Genomic DNA, 22,608 nt, shown 5'->3' on the forward strand with positions numbered 1-22,608 from the left:
GTTTTCCGTATAACTGTAGCAGCCCATTTATGAGCTAGATAGCTGATATTTAGTCAAATTGCTCAACTTGTGGGCAAGATCGCTCTGGTTCTTGCCCACCGTTTTATTGCTTAATCGCCTTTAAGCAGAAACAGAATCGGACAACTTTTCAATCAGCTTCTCGCGCAATTCGTCTTGTTGCTCATCACTCAGACGGCCACCGGCATCACTTGTGAGGATAAACAAATCTTCTGCACGTTCCCCAATTGTGGTGATCTTAGCGGCGTGTAAGTTAATGCCTAAGTCTGCAAACGTACGCCCCACTTTGGCGAGAAGCCCGGGCGTATCAAGCGCCACGAACTCCATTAAAGTGCGTTTCTTGCTCTTAGTTGGCAGGAAGTCGACTTTGGTTTTGACGTTAAAGTGCTGAAGTTTATTTGGTGTACGACGTGTTTTGATTTTTGTCGGACGACCGTCTTCCAATACGTGAGTAATGTGCTTGGTGACAGCGCCATGACGACCTTCTTCAATTGCTTTACCGTGTTGATCTAGCACCATAAAGGTATCGAGTACATAGCCATCTTTACTGGTCATGATCTGCGCATCATGAACGTTAAAATTACGACGATCGAGCTCTGCAACCACCGTCGCGAATAGGGCTGGTTGGTCTGGGCAGTAGACGAACACTTCGGTACCACCACGCGTGGCTTTTTTGCTGATCAGAACCAGTGGTTTACTTGCGTCTTCCATACGCAGCAAGTTCTCACAATGCCAAGCAATTTGTTTATGGGTATGACGCAAAAAGTAGTCGGCTTTAAAGCGCTGCCAAAGCACCTCGATCTCGCGTGCAGAGAAACCCTCTTTACGCAGTAGCGCTGACGCCATTTGCTGGTTGTGGCGTATACGTTCACGAACATCCACAGGGTTCTCCAAGCCGCGACGCAGCGCGCGCTGAGTTGAGTAGAACAATTCCGCGAGCAGGGTACGCTTCCAGCTATTCCAAAGCTCTGGGTTAGTCGCACAGATATCGGCAACAGTCAGGCATACGAGGTACTCAAGATACTCTTCATCACGTACTTGTTTCGCAAACTCAGTGATGACGTCTGGATCGTATATATCGCGTCGCTGAGCGGTCACAGACATCAGTAAGTGATGCCTTACTAGCCAACTTACCAATTTCGCTTCAGGTTTAGATAGGCCGTGCTCAATACAAAAATCATACGCTTCACCTTCACCAATAACGGAGTGATCGCCACCACGTCCTTTACCGATATCATGGAAAATCGCAGCCAGAATCAGCAATTCTTTCTTTTGAATACGAGGGTAAACTTCGCAGCAAATCGGGTGCTTACTGTGGTTTTCTGCGTAGCTAAAAGTATTGATGTGTTTGAGTAGGCGAATGCTATGTTCATCCACGGTATAAACATGGAACAAATCAAATTGCATCTGACCGACAATTTGGCTCCATTGCGGAAGATACGCCGCCAGTACACCAAGTTTGTGCATCAGACTGAAAGCCTTATGCAGCGCATTTGGATGACGACACAGCGCCATAAACTTTTCACGCGCTTCAGGAATAGTGTGCAAAAACTTGTTCAAGCGACGACGCGCAGTACGTAACTGACGCAACGTAGGAGGGCTCACGCCTTCGATGCTCGAATCATTGGCGATGTGCAGGAACATATCCAAAATGGTTTCAGGGCGAGCCTGGAATAGCGCGGGTTTGCGAGCCTCGATCAGTGAACCACGGCGTTGGAAATCCTCATCAATGATTTCGGCATCTGCAGAGGCGCCACCGTTGATGATCGCTTGATCAAACAGTTTGAGAAGCATTTTATTAAGCTCTGCTACACGTCTAAGCGTACGGTAGAACTCTTTCATCATCATTTCGACGCCGCGGTTACCTTCGCCGACATAGCCCAAATGTTCAGCCACTTGTGCTTGATGTCCGAACGTTAAACGGTTGTCATAACGGCGTAGTTCAATATGCAGAGCAAAACGGACTCGCCATAAGAAATCCTGACACTCAACCAACTCACGGTACTCTGCGTCGGTAAGAAAGCCATAGCGGCTCATTTCCAGCAATGAAGTCGCACCAAAGTGACGACGCGCTACCCAACTTAAAGTGTGAATATCCCGTAGACCGCCTGGGGTTGACTTGATGTCAGGTTCAAGGTTGTAGGTGGTGTCATGGTAACGAGCATGGCGCTCACGTTGTTCTTGAATCTTGGCGCGGTAAAAGGTTTCACTTGGCCAGAAAGAGTCAGACAGCACCACTTTCTTCAACGCTTGGAAAGTGTCTTCACTACCACACAACAAACGTGCTTCCTGTAGGTTGGTCGCAACGGTTAAATCCGCTCGGCCAATTTCCGCACATTCAGCAACAGTTCGAACGGCATGACCGACTTCGAGGCGCAAATCCCAAAGTAGAGTAATGAATTCACTGATTTTAGCTTCAAGGGCGTTCGGTAATTTGTTGTTCGACAAAATCAAAATATCGATATCAGAAAGGGGGTGTAACTCACCACGCCCATAGCCACCTACTGCAACCAGCGATATATTATGGATGTCTTTGAAGCCAAAGTGTTGCCACAAACGGTTGAGGAGTAAGTCCATGTACTCAGCGCGTGACAACACCAAATTGGTGACCGGATGGTGGTTAAGAAATTCTTGTTTTTGGAATGAACTGAATTTTTCGAGTTCTTGCTTAAGTTCAGCGATGTTGATCTGTTCATCGGTAAACGAAAGAGGGGACTGAAGAGTCATATTTGCTATCCGTGCAACTTGCTACTGTAAGCAATCTAACAAATTTGAAGCAGATAAAAAATATCCCCGCATGGGCGGGGATAAGGAAAGTGATATGCGATTACGCGTTTTTCATTAAACGAGGAATCGTATCGTCGCTGCGCAGTGTTAGCACTTCACAACCGTCTTTCGTCACCACAATGGTGTGTTCCCACTGTGCCGAGTTTTTACCATCGCCAGTGTATACCGTCCAATCATCTTGTGCGTCGACTGTACAGCCAAACTTACCTGCGTTGATCATTGGCTCGATAGTAAAACACATGCCTTCTTTTAGTACGCGACGGTCTTTGTTCTTGTAGTGAACCACTTGTGGCTCTTCGTGGAACTCATCACCGATGCCGTGACCGCAGAAGTCTTTCACGATAGAGAACTTGTTGCGTGGGTTGTTCTTGTTGTTCTCTTTGATGTACTTCTCGATTGCTGTACCGATATCACCAACTGTTGCACCAGGCTTAACTTGACGCATACCGATGTACAGAGACTCTTGAGCAACCATACACAAACGTTTGTTTGCAGGTGAAACATCACCAACTAGGAACATCTTAGAAGTGTCACCGTGGTAACCTTGTGGACGAACGCTTAGATCTGCGTTTTCATCGTTAGGCACGATAACCGTGATATCAACGTTAATGATGTCACCATCTTTAAGTACCGCTGGTTTCATTTGGCCGTTTGCACCTTTCTCATCTTGTGTCGCAGGGATACCGTGACAAACGATGTGGTTGATAGACGTACAAATTGATTTAGGGAATCCATGGTAATCAAGCGGTGCAGAGTAAGCGCCTCTTTCTAGAGCGTAATCGTGACAGATTTGGTTTAGCGCTTCCGTCGTTACACCAGCTTTGATGTGTGGTTCGATCATTTCTAGAACATCTGCGGCTAGCTTGCCCGCAATGCGCATGCGTTCGATTTCTTCAGCAGTTTTAATCTTGATTGACATTGGCTTTCTCTACTTATTCGTAAGCACGTAAACGTGCGAATGCGCGCATTCTATCAGACAACCCTTGCTTAACCCAAGCCAGTTAAGAATATGAGTCATTCTTACTTAAAGTGTAGTGATGGAATTTGGTGAAGAGTAGGGTGGTCATGCAATGGAGGTAAGAAGTGTAAGAAACAATTTTTACTAGCCATCTTAGGCTAAAATATGGTATAAAGCGCGCCGGAATCGAGGACTGTTCTCTTTGCTTTTCGTTAGAAGAGTGGCGAAGCAAGCTTCTTCCAATTAACTTTTATCTTTAAATCACACACATTCCGTCACATGTTCCGGGGTGCTGAGCAGAAGCTTGGTCGGAATTATGGGGGATGTGGAGGCCTAACCCCATAGAGGATTTTAAAATGGCAACTGTATCAATGCGCGATATGCTGAAAGCTGGTGTTCACTTCGGTCACCAAACTCGTTACTGGAACCCAAAAATGAAGCCATTCATCTTTGGTGCTCGTAACCGCGTTCACATCATCAACCTAGAAAAAACTGTACCAATGTTCAACGAAGCTCTAGCTGAACTAGCTAAAGTTGGCGAGAAGAAAGGTAAAGTTCTATTCGTAGGTACTAAGCGCGCTGCATCTGAAGCTGTTAAAGAAGCTGCAATCGCAAGCAACCAATACTACGTTAACAACCGTTGGTTGGGCGGCATGCTAACGAACTACAAAACAGTTCGTCAGTCTATCAAGCGTCTAAAAGATTTCGAAGCACAAGCACAAGACGGTACTTTCGAAAAACTAACTAAGAAAGAAGCTCTAATGCGTACTCGTGAAATGGAGAAGCTAGAGAAATCTCTTGGTGGTATCAAAGATATGGGCGGCCTACCAGACGCTCTATTCGTAATCGACGCTGATCACGAGCACATTGCAATTAAAGAAGCTAACAACCTAGGTATTCCAGTATACGCTGTGGTAGATACTAACTCTAACCCAGACGGCGTTGACTACATCATCCCAGGTAACGACGACGCGATCCGCGCAGTTCAACTATACCTAAACGCTGCTGCATCTGCAGTAACTGAAGGCCGCAACAAAGACGTTGCAGTAGTTGCTGAAAAAGACGGTTTCGTAGAAGCTGAATAATAGCGGCTCTGCGTCACACTTAGTCTATGTGAAACCTTGTTGTAGCATAGACTGAGTTATAGTTAGCAATGGGGGCCGACAATGTAGGCCCCTGTTTTTTACCTTATTTCGAATCAAACGAGGAATAGAGAATGGCAACTGTAACTGCTGCTCTAGTTAAAGAACTTCGCGAGCGCACTGGCGCTGGCATGATGGAATGTAAGAAAGCGCTTGTAGAAGCAAACGCTGACATCGAACTAGCAATTGAAAACATGCGTAAATCAGGCGCAGCGAAAGCAGCTAAGAAAGCTGGTAACGTTGCAGCTGAAGGCGCAATCATCATCAAAGAAGAAAACGGCGTAGCTGTTCTTCTTGAAGTTAACTGCCAAACTGACTTCGTTGCTAAAGACGGTAACTTCACTGCATTCGCAGAAAAAGTAGCACTTGACGCTCTAGCGACTAAAGCTACTGCTGAAGAGCTAGTTGCTAAATTTGAAGAAGAGCGCGTAGCTCTAGTTGCTAAAATCGGCGAAAACATCAACATCCGTCGCGTTGCTTACGTACAAGGTACTGCAATCGCTTCTTACCGTCACGGTGAGAAAATCGGTGTAGTTGTTGCTGGTGAAGGCGACGCTGAAACTCTTAAGCACGTTGCTATGCACGTTGCTGCTTCTAAGCCTGAGTTCGTTAATCCAGAAGACGTACCAGCTGACGTAGTTGCTAAAGAGAAAGAAGTTCAAGTTGAAATCGCTATGAACGAAGGCAAGCCTCAAGAGATCGCTGAGAAGATGGTTATCGGCCGCATGAAGAAATTCACTGGCGAAATCTCTCTTACTGGTCAAGCTTTCATCATGGAACCTAAGAAATCTGTTGGCGAAATGCTAAAAGAGAAAGGTGCTTCTGTTGCTACATTCGTTCGCCTAGAAGTAGGTGAAGGTATCGAGAAAGCTCAAGAAATGAGCTTCGCTGAAGAAGTAGCTGCAGCTCAAAAAGGTTAATCCTTAGCGACTTGTATAAATATTAGACCGTAGCCTAGGCTGCGGTCTTTTTACGAAAAGAGCGGCAAATCTTAGCCGTGATGAATAGCTATAAGTTTTCTTGTGTCTATTCGTGACTGTTAATCAACAACTCTCTTTTGGAAGGTAAACTCCATGACTACGAACCCTAAACCAGCGTATCAACGTATTCTATTAAAACTGAGTGGTGAAGCTCTTCAAGGCGAAGAAGGTTTCGGTATTGACCCTGCGGTTCTTGACCGTATGGCTCAAGAAGTTAAGGAGCTGGTTGAACTGGGTGTTCAAGTTGGTGTGGTAATCGGTGGCGGTAACCTATTCCGTGGTGCTGGTCTGGCTGAAGCGGGTATGAACCGCGTTGTGGGTGACCACATGGGTATGCTAGCAACAGTAATGAACGGTCTAGCAATGCGTGACGCACTTCACCGCGCATACGTAAATGCTCGCGTAATGTCTGCAATTCCTCTAAAAGGTGTGTGTGACGATTACAATTGGGCAGACGCTATCCGCGAACTTCGCCAAGGCCGCGTAGTAATCTTCTCGGCAGGTACAGGTAACCCATTCTTCACAACAGATTCAGCGGCTTGTCTACGCGGTATCGAAATCGAAGCTGACGTAGTTCTAAAAGCGACAAAAGTTGATGGTGTATTTACTGCTGACCCAGTAGCAAACCCAGACGCAGAGCTGTATGATAAGCTATCTTACACTGAAATTCTGGATAAAGAATTGAAAGTGATGGACTTGGCTGCGTTCACTCTTGCTCGTGACCACAAAATGCCAATCCGCGTATTTAACATGAATAAGCCAGGCGCACTACGTCGCGTGGTAATGGGCGAAGCTGAAGGCACTTTGATCTGCACTGACGCGTAAATCTCAGCGCCATTCAACAAGAGACATTGGATGGCGTTTTGCTTTGCTTAAGCCCTTTAAGCTTTCTTCATGAAAGATGACATTTTTAAGGTGAAACCGTGATTAACGAAATCAATAAAGACGCGCAAGAGCGCATGGACAAAAGCGTTGAAGCGCTAAAGAACAACCTTTCTAAAGTTCGTACTGGCCGCGCACACCCAAGCCTACTATCTGGCATCTCTGTAGAATACTACGGCGCAGCTACTCCTCTTAACCAAATCGCTAACGTTGTTGCTGAAGACGCTCGTACTCTAGCAATCACAGTTTTCGACAAAGAACTAACTCAAAAAGTTGAAAAAGCGATCATGATGTCTGACCTTGGTCTAAACCCAATGTCTGCTGGCACAATCATCCGCGTTCCACTTCCACCGCTAACAGAAGAGCGTCGTAAAGACCTAGTTAAGATCGTTCGCGGTGAAGCTGAAGGCGCACGTGTTGCTGTTCGTAACATCCGTCGTGACGCAAACAGCGACCTAAAAGGCCTTCTAAAAGATAAAGAAATCTCTGAAGACGAAGATCGTAAAGCACAAGACGAAATTCAAAAACTGACTGACGTAGCAGTTAAGAAGATCGACGACGTTCTTGCTGCAAAAGAAAAAGAGTTGATGGAAGTTTAATACTCCCATCCACATCACTGTTGGAAAACGCTGTGCTCACAGCTCAGCGTTTTTTTGTGTTAGTCTATCCAACTGATGGAACTCAATTAACTCCCTATGCAAAATTCTCAAGCCTTCTCTGATTCCCTTCCTAAACATATTGCCATCATTATGGACGGTAATGGTCGTTGGGCTAAGTCCAAAGGAAAGCCTCGTGTATTCGGTCATAAAAAGGGCGTAAACGCCGTTCGTAAGACTGTTGCAGCCGCTTCCAAGCTTGGCATCAAAGCCATGACTTTATTCGCTTTCAGTAGCGAAAACTGGCGTCGTCCAGAAGAAGAAGTCGGCCTTTTAATGGAGCTGTTCATTTCTGTCTTATCGAGTGAAGTGAAAAAGCTGCACAAAAACAACTTACGCCTACGTGTCATTGGCGATACCAGCCGTTTTAGTGAACGCTTACAAGGTAAAATTCTTGAAGCGGAAGCTCTAACTGCCGGCAACACGGGAATGGTGATTAACATTGCAGCCAACTATGGCGGTAAGTGGGACATCACAGAGGCGGCCAAATCGTTAGCGTTAAAAGCGCGTAACGGTGAGATCCGTGTAGAGGATATCAATGAGCAGTTGATTACCCAGCATCTGACTATGGCAGACCTACCAGAAGTCGATCTATTGATTCGTACTAGTGGTGAGTGTCGCATCAGTAACTTCATGCTGTGGCAAATGGCTTATGCTGAAATGTACTTTACTCCTGAGTACTGGCCTGAATTCGATGAAGACAGCTTAGTAGAGGCTGTGACTTGGTTTATCAACCGAGAGCGTCGTTTTGGTTGTACTGGTGAACAAGTGAAGGCATTGATGGCTGCTCAATAAGGACTAGTTAGTTTGAAACAGAGAATAATAACAGCACTAATTTTAGCTCCCCTGGTTATTTTAGGTATTTTTAAGTTACCACTAATGGGCTTTATCATCGCATTGACCGCGATAACCCTATTAGGCTTTTGGGAGTGGACTCAGTTTACAGAAAGCAAATCTCGCATTGCTGCCCTTGTTCCGGCTGCCGTTGTTACCGGACTTAGTTTTCTATTCATTTCGCCTGATGCAGCAAGCCTTAACCAACTGGCAGCTCCGCATTACACCGTTTTAGCACTCGGTTTTGCTTGGTGGATTATCGCAAGCGGAATGGCAATTACTTACCCTAAAACCACTAATTTATGGCAAAGCAGTAAAGTGTTGCGCCATGTCTTTGGTTTCCTTACGTTGATCCCTTTCTTATGGAGTGTGATCATTCTTAGGGCTTCTGATTTTGCAGTAGATCCATACCACGGCGCAAAACTTGTGCTGTATGTTTGCTTCTTGGTATGGGCTGCTGATAGCGGTGCTTACTTTGCTGGTAAAAGCATGGGTAAGCGCAAAATGGCGCCTCATGTGAGCCCAAACAAGACGATAGAAGGCTTGATTGGCGGCATTGTCGCAGCATTGATTGTTGGCTGGTTGTTCGCCGGTTGGTTTGATATTCAATTTACCAGCCCAATTCACATGGTGGTCATCACATTGATTACCGTCGTGATTTCTGTACTTGGTGATTTGGTTGAAAGCATGTTCAAACGTGTGTCAGGTATCAAAGACAGCAGCAACATCATTCCCGGTCACGGCGGTATCCTAGATCGTGTCGATAGCCTTACCGCTGCATTCCCAGTATTTGCTCTTCTTTACTACGTATTCTAATTTAATCGGGAGCGGCATCGTCGCTCCTGAGTTTTTCTAACGGTCTTACATCATGCAAAAGTTAACGATTCTTGGTGCAACAGGCTCAATCGGTGCAAGCACACTAAAAGTGGTTGAACAAAACCCTGAGCTGTTTTCTATCGTCGCATTAGCGGCTAGCACTAACGTTGAAAAGATGGTCGCACTTTGCCGTAAATGGCAACCAAAATATGCTGTGATGGCGGATAAAGCGGCGGCAGTGGCATTAAGCACCGAGCTTGCTTCAATCTCGCTAAAGACAGAAGTATTAGGTGGTGTTGACGCACTTTGCCATGTTTCTGCCTTGGAAGAAGTCGACAGCGTAATGGCTGCGATTGTAGGCGCTGCAGGTTTGTTACCAACCATGGCAGCGGTAAAAGCGGGCAAGCGAGTGCTGCTAGCGAACAAAGAAGCGCTTGTGATGTCAGGTCAACTGTTCATTGACGCAGTTGAAGAACATGGCGCAGAGTTACTTCCTGTAGACAGTGAGCACAATGCGATTTTCCAGTGCCTCCCGCAACAAGTTCAAACTAATCTAGGCCGTTGTAACTTAGAAGAGCATGGTATTTCCTCGATCCTGCTGACTGGTTCTGGTGGTCCATTCCGCTATACCGACATTGCAGAGTTAGATAAAGTGACGCCAGCACAAGCGATTGCTCATCCTAACTGGTCAATGGGGCCAAAAATCTCGGTTGATTCTGCAACCATGATGAACAAAGGCCTTGAGTACATTGAAGCAAAATGGCTATTTAACGCCGCTCGTGAACAACTGAAAGTGATCATTCACCCTCAGTCTGTCATTCACTCCATGGTTCAATACCGCGACGGCTCTGTACTGGCGCAAATGGGGGAGCCAGATATGGCAACCCCGATTGCATTAACCATGTCATATCCATCCCGTGTGGATGCGGGAGTGAAACCGCTCGACTTTACTCAAGTAGGTGAATTGACATTCCTTCAACCAGATTTTGCACGCTATCCGTGTTTGAAGCTGGCTATCGATGCGTGCTACGAAGGTCAACATGCAACAACGGCTCTGAATGCAGCGAACGAGATTGCCGTTGATGCTTTCCTAAATAATCGACTTGGTTTCACAGATATCGCTCGCATCAATGAGTCAGTTTTGAACAAAATAACTGCAAGCCATAAAAGTGAGAATGTGAATAGCTTGGAAAGCTTGATAGAGCTAGATAGAATGGCACGAACTATCGCCTTAGAATTTTTACGCGAGCGTAGCTAATGACAGGTATTTTGTGGAATTTGGTTTCTTTTATCGTTGCATTGGGCATCTTGGTGGCCGTGCACGAGTTTGGTCACTTTTGGGTTGCTCGCCGTTGTGGTGTCAAGGTTGAGAAATTCTCAATCGGTTTTGGTAAGTCTATCTGGAACAAGGTAGGCAAAGACGGCACTGAGTACAGCATTTCAATGATCCCATTGGGTGGCTATGTCAAAATGGTGGATAGCCGTGTTGATGAAGTACCTGAAAATGAAAAGTACATGGCGTTTGATCAAAAGCCATTGTGGAAGCGCACATCAATCGTTGCGGCAGGCCCTATTTTCAACTTCCTGTTCGCGATCGTTGCGTATTGGCTAGTTTTCCTGATTGGTGTGCCAGCGGTTAAACCTGTAATTGGTGAAGTTACGCCCAATTCAATCGTTGCTCAGGCAGGAATTGAAACAGGGATGGAACTAAAATCTATCTCAGGTATCAAAACTCCGGATTGGGAATCAGTCAACATGGGTTTAATCTCTCATATTGGCGATGATTCAATGACAGTGACCTTAACTTCATCAAATGAAGTGGTCTCTGAAGTGACCAAAACCCTTGATATCCGTGATTGGAAATTTGATCCTGAAACTCAATCAGCAATGCATTCACTTGGCTTTACGCCGTTCACTCCAGAGATATACACGGAGTTAGCGCAAGTAAGTGAAGGCGCTGCGGGTGAAAAGGCGGGTTTACTGGCTGGTGACAAGATTGTCGCGATCAACGGCAAAAAGATTTCTAACTGGAATGAAGTGGTTGAAGCCATTCGTTCTAACCCAGAAACGCCAATTGACCTGACGGTGTTACGTCAGGGTGATGAGCAATCATTGACGTTGACTCCAGGTCGCCGTGAGCTAGCTAACAAACAAGTGGTTGGTTTTGCGGGTATCGCACCTGAAGTCGCAGAATGGCCAGAAAGTTATCGCTTCGAATTACAGTTTGGTGTATTCGAGTCTATTGGCAAAGCGATTGACAAAACTGGTCAAGTTATTGGACTTACAATCAGCATGCTTAAGAAACTGATTGTAGGTGATGTTGGTCTGAACAATCTGAGTGGGCCAATTTCAATCGCCAAAGGAGCAGGGGCTACGGCAGACTATGGTCTGGTTTACTTTTTAGGTTTTCTAGCACTAATTAGTGTTAACCTAGGTATTATTAACCTCGTTCCTTTACCAATGTTGGATGGTGGTCATTTGTTGTTTTTTGCAATCGAAGCTGTTATCCGACGCCCTGTGCCGGAAAAGGTACAAGAAATGGGTTATCGAATTGGTGGTGCGATTATCTTCTCGCTCATGGCGTTAGCGCTATTTAATGATTTTACTCGTCTGTGATAGTTCAGAGACAAAAGCAGTAGCAAGGAATAATTAGAACAAGTATGGCGATTAAGCGAATTCTTTTTGCAAGTTTACTGGCGACCAGTGTATCTGCAAACGGAGCACAGAACTTTGTAGTTCAAGATATTGAAATCGATGGATTGCAACGTGTGGCACTGGGTGCTGCGTTGCTGAAAATGCCTGTACGTGTCGGCGATACTGTTGACCAAGGCGATGTTGCTGAGATCATTCGTGCACTGTACGCATCGGGTAACTTCGAAGATGTTAAAGTACTGCGCAATGGTGACGTGTTGGTTGTTCAAGTAAAAGAACGCCCAACGATTGCGAGCATTTCATTCTCAGGCAACAAAGCAATCAAGGACGAGCAGCTACAAGAAAACCTGAACGCTTCTGGTGTTCGTGAAGGTGAAGCGCTTGACCGTACTACGCTAAGCAACATCGAAAAAGGTTTGGAAGACTTTTACTACAGTGTTGGTAAATACAATGCGACCGTAAAAGCGGTTGTTACTCCATTGCCTCGTAACCGTTCTGATCTGAAATTTGTCTTCACCGAAGGTGTATCGGCAAAAATTCAGCAAATCAACTTTATCGGCAATGAAGTCTTTTCTGATGAAGACCTTCTTTCTCGTTTCAACCTAAACGTAGACGTGCCATGGTGGAACTTCTTAGCGGACGAAAAGTACCAAAAGCAAGTGCTTGCTGGTGATATCGAGGCGCTGAAGTCTTACTACCTTGACCGTGGTTACTTGAAATTTAACGTTGATTCGACACAAGTGGCGATTTCTCCTGACAAAAAAGGCGTATACATTACGCTTGGTCTTGAAGAGGGCGACGTGTACACCGTTAAGGATGTGAAATTCCGCGGCAACTTGATCGGTGAAGAAGAAACGTTTGAGAAGCTGGTTCCATTTGAAGATAACGAAACCTACAACGGTTCTCGTGTGACTTCGATGGAAGAAGGCATCAAGCGTGTGCTTGGTGAATCTGGCTACGCTTACCCACAAGTGAACACAATCCCTGAGTTTGACGACGAAAATAAACAAGTGTCGCTTGTCGTCAACGTTGACCCAGGTAACCGTATCTACGTACGTGATATTCGCTTTACGGGTAACAACTCGACCAAAGATGAAGTACTGCGTCGTGAGATGCGTCAGATGGAAGGCAGCTGGTTAAACTCGAAATCGATTGAAACGGGTAAAACGCGTCTAAACCGTCTTGGTTACTTCGAAAACGTAGAAGTACAAACTGTACGTGTTCCTGGCAGCGATGACCAAGTAGACCTAGTTTACTCAGTTAAAGAGGCAAACTCAGGCAGCGTTAACTTTGGTGTCGGCTACGGTACTGAATCAGGCGTCAGCTTCCAAGTTGGTTTACAACAAGACAACTTTATCGGTAGTGGTAACCGCGTTGGTATTAACGCGATGATGAACGACTACCAGAAAAACGTGAGTTTGGACTACCGCGACCCTTACTGGAACCTAGATGGTGTAAGTTTGGGTGGTAAGATCTTCTATGATGAGTTTGAAGCATCTGAAGCGGGTATCGTTGACTATACCAACCAAAGTTACGGTGCAAGTTTGACATGGGGTTTCCCATTCGACGAATTGAACCGTTTTGAGTTTGGTGTTGGTTATACCCACAACAAGATCGGTAACTTGTCGCCTTACTTACAGGTAGAACAGTTCCTACAAGCGCAAGCAGACAATATCGACTCTAGCGGCGCATTGAATACAAACGATTTTGACTTCAACATCTCATGGACACGTAACAACCTAAACCGTGGCTACTTCCCAACAGCGGGTAACCACCAACGTGCATTCTATAAGATGACCGTACCTGGCTCTGACGTTCAATACTTCAAGATGCAGTATGATGTTCGTCAATACGTGCCACTGACTAAGAAGCATGAATTCACGCTCTTGTTCCGTGGTCGTCTAGGTTATGGTAACGGTTATGGTCAAACGGATGGTAACGATAACTTGTTCCCATTCTACGAGAACTACTACGCAGGTGGTTTTACAACACTACGTGGTTTCGGCTCTAACTCTGTAGGTCCGAAAGCGGTTTACCGTGATTACTCAGGCTCAAATAACGGTGCGGACACCGCAACAGATGATTCTGTTGGTGGTAACGCGGTAGCGCTGGCGAGTATCGAGTTGATCGTACCAACACCATTTGCTTCGGATGAAGTTCGTAACCAGATTCGTACCAGTATCTTCTTTGATATGGCGAGTATTTGGGATACCGAATTTGATTACCGTAGCTCAGGTGCTGAATACGGCGACCGTTACTACTACGATTACTCAGATCCAACCAACTACCGTTCATCTTACGGTGCGGCGTTGCAATGGATGTCTCCTATGGGGCCACTAGTCTTCTCACTAGCGAAACCAATTAAGAAATATGATGGCGACGATGAAGAGTTCTTCACGTTCACTATCGGTAGAACCTTCTAAAGAGGAAAATATTTTGAATAAAATGATCAAAGCGGCTGGGATTGGCCTTCTTGTACTTAGCTCTTCAATGTTTGCAAACGCGGCTGAAGCTGCTCAGAAAATTGCTTACGTAAACACGGCTCAGGTTTTCCAATCTCTTCCTCAGCGCGAAGTGGTTCTACAAAAAATGCAGAAAGACTTCAAGAGCAAGGCAGACGAGCTGAAGTCTATCCAAGCAAAAGCGAAGACTAAGATTGAAAAGCTACAGCGTGATGGCCAACTTCTAGGCCAAGACGAAGTTGAAAAGCTACGTATCGACATCGCTAAACTAGACAGCGAGTACAAAGTAAAAGCTCAAGCTCTAGAGAAAGCAAGCGCACGTCGTGAAGCTGAAGAAAAAGCGAAGCTATTCAAAACGATTCAAGATGCTGTGAAGAAAGTAGCAACGAAGAAAGGTTACGATATGGTAATCGATATTTCTTCTCTTCAGTACGGTAAGCCAGAATACAACATCTCTGAAGACGTAATTAAAGCTCTAAAATAAGAAGTTATGAAGACATTAACATTAGCCGAGTTGGCGACAATTACCGGGGGAGAGCTATTTGGTGACGAGTCACTCGTCGTAAGCCGTGTAGCTCCAATGGATAAAGCACAAGAAGGTGACGTTACCTTTTTGTCTAACCCAAAATACGCAAAGCACCTTGCTGAATGTCTCGCGACAGTCGTGATGGTGAAGGAAGAGCACAAAGAGCAGTGTACAGGCAATGCGCTTGTTGTCGCTGACCCTTATGTAGCTTTTGCTCGTGTGGTTCAAGCTATGGATACCACACCGAAGCCTGCTGAAGACATTGCACCTAGTGCCGTGATTGCAGCAGACGTGAAGATGGGTGCAAACGTAGCAGTCGGTGCAAATGCAGTGATTGAAACGGGTGTAGAGCTTGGCGACAACGTTATTGTTGGTGCGGGCTGTTTTATCGGTAAAAACGCAAAGTTAGGCAACAACACCAAGCTTTGGGCTAATGTTACTATCTATCATGAAGTGTCACTTGGCGATGACTGTCTGGTTCAATCTGGCACAGTCATCGGTTCAGACGGTTTCGGTTACGCGAGCGATAAAGGCGAGTGGATCAAAATTCCTCAGCTTGGTTCAGTGCGTATCGGCAATCGTGTTGAGATTGGTGCATGTACTACGATTGACCGTGGTGCACTTGAAGACACCATCATTGAAGACAACGTGATTCTTGATAACCAGCTTCAAATCGCTCATAACGTGCAGATCGGATATGGTACCGTGATGCCAGGTGGTACTATTGTCGCTGGCAGTACCAAAATTGGTAAATACTGCCAGATCGGCGGCGCGTCGGTTCTTAACGGACATATCACGATTGCAGATGGCGTAGCTATCACCGGTATGGGCATGGTTATGCGCAGTATCGAAGAGAAAGGCTTGTATTCGTCAGGTATTCCACTGCAAACGAACCGAGAGTGGCGTAAGACGGCAACTCGAGTTCATCGCATTGACGATATGAACAAACGCCTGAAAGCTGTTGAGAAGCAGCTGGAACCGAAAGAAGAATCTTAGTTCCATAATTCTGAACAAAGACTCGCGAAATGCGGGTCTTTTTCTTCTATAATGACGCGCTATAAGTAGATTTATCACCAAGCTGGTATACACTTTGCAGGCATTTCCTGATTAAGTGGCTTTTGCCGCTGCCTTGCCATCTTGGTTGTTGAGTATTGATATAGGAAGACGACTTTGACTACTGAAAAGAAAACGATGAACATCTCTGAAATTCAAGAGCTACTACCTCATCGCTACCCATTCTTATTGATCGACCGAGTGATTGACTTCCAAGAAGAGAAGTACCTTCACGCGATTAAAAACGTGTCGGTTAACGAACCTCAGTTCACAGGTCACTTTCCACAACTGCCAGTCTTCCCAGGTGTTCTTATTCTGGAAGCGATGGCGCAGGCGACAGGCTTACTTGCATTTAAATCATTTGGTGCGCCAACTGAAAATGAGCTGTACTACTTCGCAAGTGTTGACGGTGCAAAATTCCGTAAACCAGTAGTACCAGGCGACCAAATGATTATTGAAGTAGAATTTTTGAAAGAGCGTCGCGGCATTGCTGCATTCAAAGGTGTAGCGAAGGTTGACGGCGAAGTAGTATGTTCAGCAGAGCTGAAGTGTGCTCGTCGAGAGTTTTAATATGATTCATGAAACCGCTAAAATCCACCCAGCTGCGGTGGTAGAAGAAGGCGCGAAAATTGGCGCTAACGTGACTGTTGGTCCATTCACTTACATCACCTCAACGGTAGAGATCGGTGAAGGTACGGAAGTGATGTCTCACGTAGTGATCAAAGGTCACACCAAAATTGGTAAAGACAACCGCATTTTCCCACATGCTGTGATTGGTGAAGAAAACCAAGATAAGAAGTACGGTGGCGAAGATACAACAGTGGTTATCGGTGACCGCAACGTGATTCGTGAAGCGGTTCAGGTTCATCGTGGCACTGTCCAAGATAAAGCGACCACTGTGATTGGTGATGATAACTTGCTGTGTGTTAACGCGCACATTGCTCACGATGTTATCGTTGGTAACCATACTCACATTGGTAACAACGCGATTCTTGGCGGTCACGTAACGGTTGATGACCATGCCGGCGTTATGGCACTTTCTGCGATTCACCCATTCTGTACGGTAGGTGCTTACGCTTACGTTGGCGGTTGTTCTGCAGTTGTTCAGGATGTACCGGCTTACGTACTTGCACAAGGTAACCATGCGACACCATTTGGTTTGAACTTGGTTGGTTTGAAGCGTAACGGTTTTGAAAAACCAGAAATCCGTGCACTGCAAAAAGCGTATAAAGAGCTTTACCGTTCAGGTAAAACGCTAGAAGAAGTGAAGCCGATCCTTGCTGAAATGGCACAAGAGTGGCCAGCAGTAAAACGTTTCTCAGACATTCTGGAAACAACGGAACGTGGCATCATTCGTTAATTTACGAATGTGCGGTTAATGAGAAAAGATCGCGCCCAATTGGGCTGCGGTCTTTTTGTGTTTTATGGATAGGGTAAAATAGCAAGATCCTCGGATATTACTCTCTATCCATAGCGCATAGGAAAAGCGAAAGAAAGATGGAAAGACCACTACGTATTGGCATCATTGCCGGAGAACTGTCAGGCGATACTCTTGGCGAAGGCTTCATCAAAGCAGTTAAAGAACAATACCCAGATGCAGAATTTGTCGGTATTGGCGGCCCTAAAATGATCGCGCAAGGCTGTGAGTCACTGTTTGAAATGGAAGAGTTGGCAGTGATGGGCTTGGTTGAAGTTTTGGGTCGCTTACCAAGATTGTTGAAAGTGAAAGCAGAGCTGATTAAGTATTTCACTGCAAATCCGCCGGATGTCTTTGTAGGGATCGATGCACCAGACTTTAACTTGCGTGTTGAATTAGATTTAAAAAACGCAGGAATCAAAACGGTACACTACGTGAGCCCTTCTGTTTGGGCCTGGCGTCAAAAACGTATCTTCAAGATTGAAGCGGCAACCAACCTTGTATTGGCTTTCTTACCTTTCGAAAAAGCGTTTTACGACAAATTCAATGTGCCGTGTGAATTCATTGGTCACACATTGGCAGATGCTATTCCGTTGCAATCGGATAAAGCGCCTGCACGTGAGCTACTAGGTTTAGAACAAGATAAACAATGGCTAGCGGTGCTTCCGGGTAGTCGTGGCAGCGAGTTGAAAATGCTCTCTCAACCGTTTATTGAAACCTGTAAAAAACTGCATCAGAAGTTCCCAGATCTTGGTTTTGTCGTTGCGTTAGTAAATCAGAAACGTCGCGAGCAATTCGAGCAAGCGTGGAAAGAGTACGCGCCAGAGTTGGACTTCAAACTGGTAGACGATACCGCTCGTAATGTGATTACGGCGTCTGATGCCGTGATGTTGGCGTCTGGTACGGTCGCGCTTGAGTGTATGTTGTTAAAACGCCCAATGGTTGTAGGGTACCGTGTTAACGCGGTTACCGCCTTCCTAGCCAAGCGCCTGCTGAAAACCAAATACGTGTCGTTACCAAACATTTTGTCGGATAGCGAGTTAGTAAAAGAATACCTGCAAGAAGAGTGCACTCCAGAAAACTTATTCACTGAAGTGTCTCGCTTACTAGAGAGCGATAACCAACAGATGTTGGATAAGTTTACGGAAATGCATCACTGGATACGCAAAGACGCGGACCAACAGGCTGCAAATGCGGTTCTAAAACTGATTGAAAAATAGAGATTTACCATGGCTGTAAAACCAAAAACGACCAAAGCGAAAGTAGAGCTCCCACCGTTTGAATACCCACAAGGTTACCAATTGGTTGCGGGTGTGGATGAAGTAGGGCGTGGGCCTCTTGTCGGCGACGTTGTTACCGCTGCGGTTATCTTAGATCCAAATAACCCAATTGAGGGTTTGAACGACTCGAAAAAGCTGAGCGAGAAAAAACGTCTCGCACTTCTGCCCGAAATTAAAGAGAAAGCCTTGGCTTGGGCGGTCGGCCGCTGTTCTCCTGAAGAAATTGACGAGCTCAACATATTGCAAGCCACCATGGTTGCGATGCAGCGTGCCATCGCTGGTTTGAAAGTACAGCCAGACCTCGCACTTATCGATGGCAACCGCTGTCCGCAGTTGCCAATGGATTCCCAAGCGGTGGTGAAGGGTGATTTGCGAGTTGCGGAAATCAGTGCGGCTTCAATCATTGCAAAAGTGGTTCGTGACCAAGAAATGGAAGAATTGGACAAGCAATACCCACAGTTTGGTTTTGCAAAGCACAAAGGTTACCCAACCAAAGCGCACTTTGAAGCGATTGAAGAGCACGGCGTGATCAGTGAACATCGCAAGAGCTTCAAGCCAGTGAAGAAAGCGCTTGGTATTGAAGAATAATTAGCGGCTGCTTGGTGTTATAAGCCAGCCCTTAGGTTAGAATTCCCAACAAGATTTAGTTTTACGGTACCTGTTAATGTCAGATCCCAAGTTCATTCACCTTCGTGTCCATAGTGACTTCTCGATGGTGGATGGTATCAACAAAGTTCCACCGCTCGTTAAGAAAGTCGCCGAACTCGGCATGCCAGCAATGGCACTGACCGATTTCACCAACTTATGTGGTTTGGTGAAATATTACGGCACAGCTCACGGTAGTGGTGTTAAGCCAATCATTGGTGCAGATTTTAAAATGCAATCCGATGAGTTTGGCGAGGAACTGACACAACTGACCGTATTAGCGGCGGACAACACCGGTTATAAAAACCTGACATTGTTGATTTCCAAAGCGTATTTACGTGGTCACGTTCAACATCAGCCTGTTATCGACAAAACATGGTTAGCGGAACTGTCAGAAGGACTTATCATTCTTTCTGGTGCGAAAAACGGTGAAATCGGTAAGGCATTGCTAAAAGGCAACCGTAAAGTTGTCGACAGCTGTGTCGAGTTTTATAATCAATATTTCCCAGACCGCTTCTATCTAGAATTGGTTCGGACCGGTCGCCCAGATGAAGAAACCTACCTTCACTTTGCGATTGAATTGGCAGAAGAGGTAGAACTGCCAGTTGTTGCAACTAACGAAGTGGTGTTCATCAGCGAAGACTTGTTTGATGCTCATGAAATCCGCGTTGCGATCCACGATGGTTACACCCTAGAAGATCCACGACGTCCAAAGAACTACAGTCCTGAGCAGTATTTGCGTACGGAAGAGGAAATGTGCGAGCTGTTTGCCGACATTCCTGAAGCGCTGGAAAACAGTGTCGAAATCGCTAAACGCTGTAATGTAACGGTTCGTCTTGGTGAATACTTCCTGCCTGCCTTCCCAACTGAAGGGATGGAAGAAACCGAATTCTTGGTGATGAAATCTCGTGAAGGCTTGGAAGAACGTCTTGAGTTCCTATTCCCAGACGAAGCCGAGCGTAAAGAGCGTCGACCAGAATACGACGATCGCCTTCAAATCGAACTCGACGTAATCAACCAAATGGGATTCCCGGGTTACTTCTTGATCGTAATGGAGTTCATCCAGTGGTCGAAAGACAATGCGATTCCAGTAGGCCCAGGTCGTGGTTCGGGTGCTGGTTCTTTGGTGGCATACGCACTGAAGATCACCGACCTTGACCCGTTGGAATATGACCTTCTTTTCGAACGTTTCTTGAACCCAGAACGTGTCTCCATGCCCGATTTCGACGTCGACTTCTGTATGGACAAACGTGACCAAGTTATTGACCACGTAGCAGAAATGTACGGTCGTGATGCGGTATCGCAGATCATCACGTTTGGTACCATGGCGGCAAAAGCGGTAATCCGCGACGTAGGCCGTGTATTGGGCCACCCATTTGGTTTCGTTGACCGCATCTCGAAACTGGTTCCGCCTGACCCAGGTATGACGCTAGAGAAAGCGTTTAAAGCTGAGCCAGCGCTACCAGAGCTTTACGACGCCGATGAAGAAGTCAAAGAGCTGATCGATAAGTGTCGCATCCTAGAGGGTTGTACACGAAACGCCGGTAAGCACGCGGGTGGTGTTGTAATTTCACCTACCACGATCACCGACTTTGCGCCGATTTATGCTGATGCGGAAGGCCACTTCCCCGTTACTCAGTTCGATAAGAACGACGTTGAAACTGCTGGCTTGGTTAAGTTTGACTTCTTGGGTCTGCGTACCTTAACCATCATCGACTGGGCGCTGGGCCTGATTAACCCACGTTTAGAGCGTGAGGGTAAAGAATCCGTTCAGATTGAATCGATCCCGCTGGTGGATCCGGCGTCTTTCCGACTATTACAAAACTCAGAAACTACTGCGGTATTCCAGCTGGAATCGCGTGGTATGAAAGAACTGATCAAACGTCTTCAGCCGGACTGTTTCGAAGACATCATCGCACTGGTAGCCCTTTTCCGTCCCGGTCCGCTACAGTCGGGCATGGTAGATAACTTTATCGACCGTAAACACGGCCGAGAAGCGATCTCTTATCCAGATGAAAAGTGGCAACACGAATCACTTAAAGAGATTCTGGATCCCACTTACGGCATCATCCTGTATCAAGAACAGGTAATGCAGATTGCACAGGTACTGTCTGGCTACACCCTTGGTGGTGCGGACATGCTTCGTCGTGCGATGGGTAAGAAAAAGCCTGAAGAGATGGCGAAGCAGCGTGCCACCTTTGAAGAAGGCGCGATTGCTAACGGCGTCGATGGCGAGTTGGCGATGAAAATCTTCGACTTGGTAGAAAAGTTTGCGGGTTACGGTTTTAACAAATCGCACTCGGCAGCTTATGCGTTGGTTTCTTACCAAACGCTATGGCTAAAGACGCACTTCCCAGCAGAGTTCATGGCAGCGGTAATGACCGCCGATATGGACAACACGGAAAAAGTCGTTGGCCTTGTAGACGAATGTTTCCGCATGAAACTGACCGTCTTGCCGCCAGACATTAACTCCGGTTTGTACCGCTTTAACGTGGATGAAAACGGCGCGATTGTTTACGGTATTGGCGCGATTAAAGGTGTGGGTGAAGGCCCAATTGATGCGATTTTAGAAGCGCGGAACAAAGGCGGTCACTTCATTGATCTGTTTGACTTCTGTGCGCGCATCGATCTGAAAAAGGTCAACAAACGCGTTATCGAAAAACTGATTTACGCGGGCGCACTTGACCGACTTGGTCCACATCGTGCGGCGTTGATGGCATCGTTGAATGACGCGGTCAAAGCGGCCAGCCAACATCACCAAGCCGAAGCATTTGGTCAGACTGACATGTTCGGCGTATTGACCGATGCTCCGGAAGAAGTGGAACACAAATACACCCAAGTTCCGGCGTGGCCAGAGAAAGTATGGTTAGAGGGTGAGCGTGAGACACTAGGTTTGTATTTGACAGGCCACCCAGTAAACGCATACATAAAGGAACTAAATAAGTACGTTAGTTGTCGACTTAAAGATGCGACACCGACTCGACGTGATCAATCTGTGACCGTTGCGGGTTTGGTTATTGCAGCTCGTGTTATGACAACGAAGCGCGGAACACGCATCGGTTTGATGACTTTGGATGACAGAAGTGGTCGAATGGAAGTGATGTTGTTCTCGGATGCGCTCGATAGATATGCAGAACTTCTCGAAAAAGACAAAATTTTGGTCGTTTCTGGACAGGTCAGCTTTGATGACTTCAATGGTGGCCTTAAAATGTCGGCGCGTGAGGTCATGGATCTTGGCAGTGCACGTGAAAAATATGCACGTGGTTTGTCAGTATCCATCGATGCGAGCCAAATTAACGATAAATTCTTTGAGCAATTTACGCGTATTTTAGAACCGTACAAAGCCGGAACCGTACCTGTCAATGTATACTACCAGCGTGCCGACGCCAGAGCGCGGTTAACATTGGGCACCGAATGGCGAGTAACGCCAAGTGATACATTGCTAGACGATTTAAAACAGTTACTTGGCAAAGGCCAGGTAGAACTCGAATTTAACTAAA

At 46.1% G+C, this 22,608-nt stretch carries 18 protein-coding genes; 16 read left to right on the plus strand and 2 right to left on the minus strand.

Going from position 1 to position 22,608, the window contains the following annotated elements:
* Positions 1-120 precede the first annotated feature (120 nt).
* Both glnD and map read right to left on the minus strand, forming a co-directional pair.
* Complete coding sequence (gene glnD / locus C1S74_RS15015) at positions 121-2,745, minus strand: bifunctional uridylyltransferase/uridylyl-removing protein GlnD (RefSeq protein WP_038879145.1); 2,625 nt, start codon at positions 2,743-2,745, stop codon at positions 121-123.
* A gap of 100 nt (positions 2,746-2,845) precedes the next feature.
* On the minus strand, positions 2,846-3,724 hold the full coding sequence (gene map, locus C1S74_RS15020) for a type I methionyl aminopeptidase (protein ID WP_045403994.1): 879 nt from the start codon (positions 3,722-3,724) through the stop codon (positions 2,846-2,848).
* Between the two features lie 395 nt (positions 3,725-4,119).
* Here map and rpsB point away from each other — a divergent pair, with 395 nt between their 5' ends.
* The 16 genes from rpsB (at position 4,120) to dnaE (ending at position 22,607) form a co-directional block, all read left to right on the plus strand.
* Positions 4,120-4,848, plus strand: coding sequence for a 30S ribosomal protein S2 (gene rpsB, locus C1S74_RS15025; protein ID WP_041853288.1), 729 nt, complete (start codon positions 4,120-4,122; stop codon positions 4,846-4,848).
* A gap of 131 nt (positions 4,849-4,979) precedes the next feature.
* Positions 4,980-5,825 carry a translation elongation factor Ts gene (tsf, locus tag C1S74_RS15030; RefSeq protein ID WP_045403995.1) on the plus strand — a complete coding sequence of 282 codons (846 nt, stop codon included), beginning with the start codon at positions 4,980-4,982 and terminating at the stop codon, positions 5,823-5,825.
* 153 nt (positions 5,826-5,978) lie between these two features.
* Positions 5,979-6,710, plus strand: coding sequence for a UMP kinase (gene pyrH, locus C1S74_RS15035; protein ID WP_045403996.1), 732 nt, complete (start codon positions 5,979-5,981; stop codon positions 6,708-6,710).
* A 98-nt stretch (positions 6,711-6,808) separates the two neighbouring features.
* Complete coding sequence (gene frr / locus C1S74_RS15040) at positions 6,809-7,366, plus strand: ribosome recycling factor (RefSeq protein ID WP_038864693.1); 558 nt, start codon at positions 6,809-6,811, stop codon at positions 7,364-7,366.
* Between the two features lie 96 nt (positions 7,367-7,462).
* A complete protein-coding gene (locus C1S74_RS15045) occupies positions 7,463-8,218 on the plus strand; it encodes an isoprenyl transferase (protein WP_038864695.1) in 756 nt (251 codons plus the stop codon).
* Between the two features lie 12 nt (positions 8,219-8,230).
* Complete coding sequence (locus tag C1S74_RS15050) at positions 8,231-9,073, plus strand: phosphatidate cytidylyltransferase (RefSeq protein WP_045403997.1); 843 nt, start codon at positions 8,231-8,233, stop codon at positions 9,071-9,073.
* A 52-nt stretch (positions 9,074-9,125) separates the two neighbouring features.
* Positions 9,126-10,331, plus strand: a complete 1,206-nt coding sequence (gene ispC, locus C1S74_RS15055; protein ID WP_045403998.1) for a 1-deoxy-D-xylulose-5-phosphate reductoisomerase — start codon at positions 9,126-9,128, stop codon at positions 10,329-10,331.
* Positions 10,331-11,689 carry a sigma E protease regulator RseP gene (gene rseP / locus C1S74_RS15060; RefSeq protein ID WP_045403999.1) on the plus strand — a complete coding sequence of 453 codons (1,359 nt, stop codon included), beginning with the start codon at positions 10,331-10,333 and terminating at the stop codon, positions 11,687-11,689. The genes ispC and rseP overlap by 1 nt, the downstream gene beginning before the upstream one ends.
* 44 nt (positions 11,690-11,733) lie before the next feature.
* Complete coding sequence (gene bamA, locus C1S74_RS15065) at positions 11,734-14,148, plus strand: outer membrane protein assembly factor BamA (protein ID WP_045404001.1); 2,415 nt, start codon at positions 11,734-11,736, stop codon at positions 14,146-14,148.
* Between the two features lie 13 nt (positions 14,149-14,161).
* Positions 14,162-14,671, plus strand: coding sequence for an OmpH family outer membrane protein (locus C1S74_RS15070; RefSeq protein WP_038864801.1), 510 nt, complete (start codon positions 14,162-14,164; stop codon positions 14,669-14,671).
* Between the two features lie 6 nt (positions 14,672-14,677).
* On the plus strand, positions 14,678-15,709 hold the full coding sequence (gene lpxD / locus C1S74_RS15075; protein ID WP_045404003.1) for a UDP-3-O-(3-hydroxymyristoyl)glucosamine N-acyltransferase: 1,032 nt from the start codon (positions 14,678-14,680) through the stop codon (positions 15,707-15,709).
* 174 nt (positions 15,710-15,883) lie between these two features.
* On the plus strand, positions 15,884-16,336 hold the full coding sequence (gene fabZ / locus C1S74_RS15080) for a 3-hydroxyacyl-ACP dehydratase FabZ (RefSeq protein ID WP_009707417.1): 453 nt from the start codon (positions 15,884-15,886) through the stop codon (positions 16,334-16,336).
* Position 16,337: 1 nt separating this feature from the next.
* Positions 16,338-17,126, plus strand: a complete 789-nt coding sequence (gene lpxA / locus C1S74_RS15085; RefSeq protein WP_045404005.1) for an acyl-ACP--UDP-N-acetylglucosamine O-acyltransferase — start codon at positions 16,338-16,340, stop codon at positions 17,124-17,126.
* 137 nt (positions 17,127-17,263) lie between these two features.
* Positions 17,264-18,403 carry a lipid-A-disaccharide synthase gene (gene lpxB, locus C1S74_RS15090; protein ID WP_045404007.1) on the plus strand — a complete coding sequence of 380 codons (1,140 nt, stop codon included), beginning with the start codon at positions 17,264-17,266 and terminating at the stop codon, positions 18,401-18,403.
* Between the two features lie 9 nt (positions 18,404-18,412).
* Positions 18,413-19,051, plus strand: coding sequence for a ribonuclease HII (gene rnhB / locus C1S74_RS15095; protein WP_038864717.1), 639 nt, complete (start codon positions 18,413-18,415; stop codon positions 19,049-19,051).
* A 76-nt stretch (positions 19,052-19,127) separates the two neighbouring features.
* The gene (gene dnaE / locus C1S74_RS15100) at positions 19,128-22,607 is read left to right on the plus strand and encodes a DNA polymerase III subunit alpha (RefSeq protein WP_045404008.1); all 3,480 of its coding nucleotides are present in this window, start codon (positions 19,128-19,130) and stop codon (positions 22,605-22,607) included.
* Position 22,608: the final 1 nt, after the last annotated feature.

The sequence above is a fragment of the Vibrio hyugaensis genome (assembly GCF_002906655.1).
Classification (GTDB): domain Bacteria; phylum Pseudomonadota; class Gammaproteobacteria; order Enterobacterales; family Vibrionaceae; genus Vibrio; species Vibrio hyugaensis.

Bases quoted from the DNA above. Each gene is read 5' to 3' on its own strand.
- glnD (WP_038879145.1), bottom strand. From the start codon at position 2,745: ATGACTCTTCAGTCCCCTCTTTCGTTTACCGATGAACAGATCAACATC.
- map (WP_045403994.1), bottom strand. From the start codon at position 3,724: ATGTCAATCAAGATTAAAACTGCTGAAGAAATCGAACGCATGCGCATT.
- rpsB (WP_041853288.1), top strand. From the start codon at position 4,120: ATGGCAACTGTATCAATGCGCGATATGCTGAAAGCTGGTGTTCACTTC.
- tsf (WP_045403995.1), top strand. From the start codon at position 4,980: ATGGCAACTGTAACTGCTGCTCTAGTTAAAGAACTTCGCGAGCGCACT.
- pyrH (WP_045403996.1), top strand. From the start codon at position 5,979: ATGACTACGAACCCTAAACCAGCGTATCAACGTATTCTATTAAAACTG.
- C1S74_RS15045 (WP_038864695.1), top strand. From the start codon at position 7,463: ATGCAAAATTCTCAAGCCTTCTCTGATTCCCTTCCTAAACATATTGCC.
- ispC (WP_045403998.1), top strand. From the start codon at position 9,126: ATGCAAAAGTTAACGATTCTTGGTGCAACAGGCTCAATCGGTGCAAGC.
- rseP (WP_045403999.1), top strand. From the start codon at position 10,331: ATGACAGGTATTTTGTGGAATTTGGTTTCTTTTATCGTTGCATTGGGC.
- bamA (WP_045404001.1), top strand. From the start codon at position 11,734: ATGGCGATTAAGCGAATTCTTTTTGCAAGTTTACTGGCGACCAGTGTA.
- lpxD (WP_045404003.1), top strand. From the start codon at position 14,678: ATGAAGACATTAACATTAGCCGAGTTGGCGACAATTACCGGGGGAGAG.
- lpxA (WP_045404005.1), top strand. From the start codon at position 16,338: ATGATTCATGAAACCGCTAAAATCCACCCAGCTGCGGTGGTAGAAGAA.
- lpxB (WP_045404007.1), top strand. From the start codon at position 17,264: ATGGAAAGACCACTACGTATTGGCATCATTGCCGGAGAACTGTCAGGC.
- rnhB (WP_038864717.1), top strand. From the start codon at position 18,413: ATGGCTGTAAAACCAAAAACGACCAAAGCGAAAGTAGAGCTCCCACCG.
- dnaE (WP_045404008.1), top strand. From the start codon at position 19,128: ATGTCAGATCCCAAGTTCATTCACCTTCGTGTCCATAGTGACTTCTCG.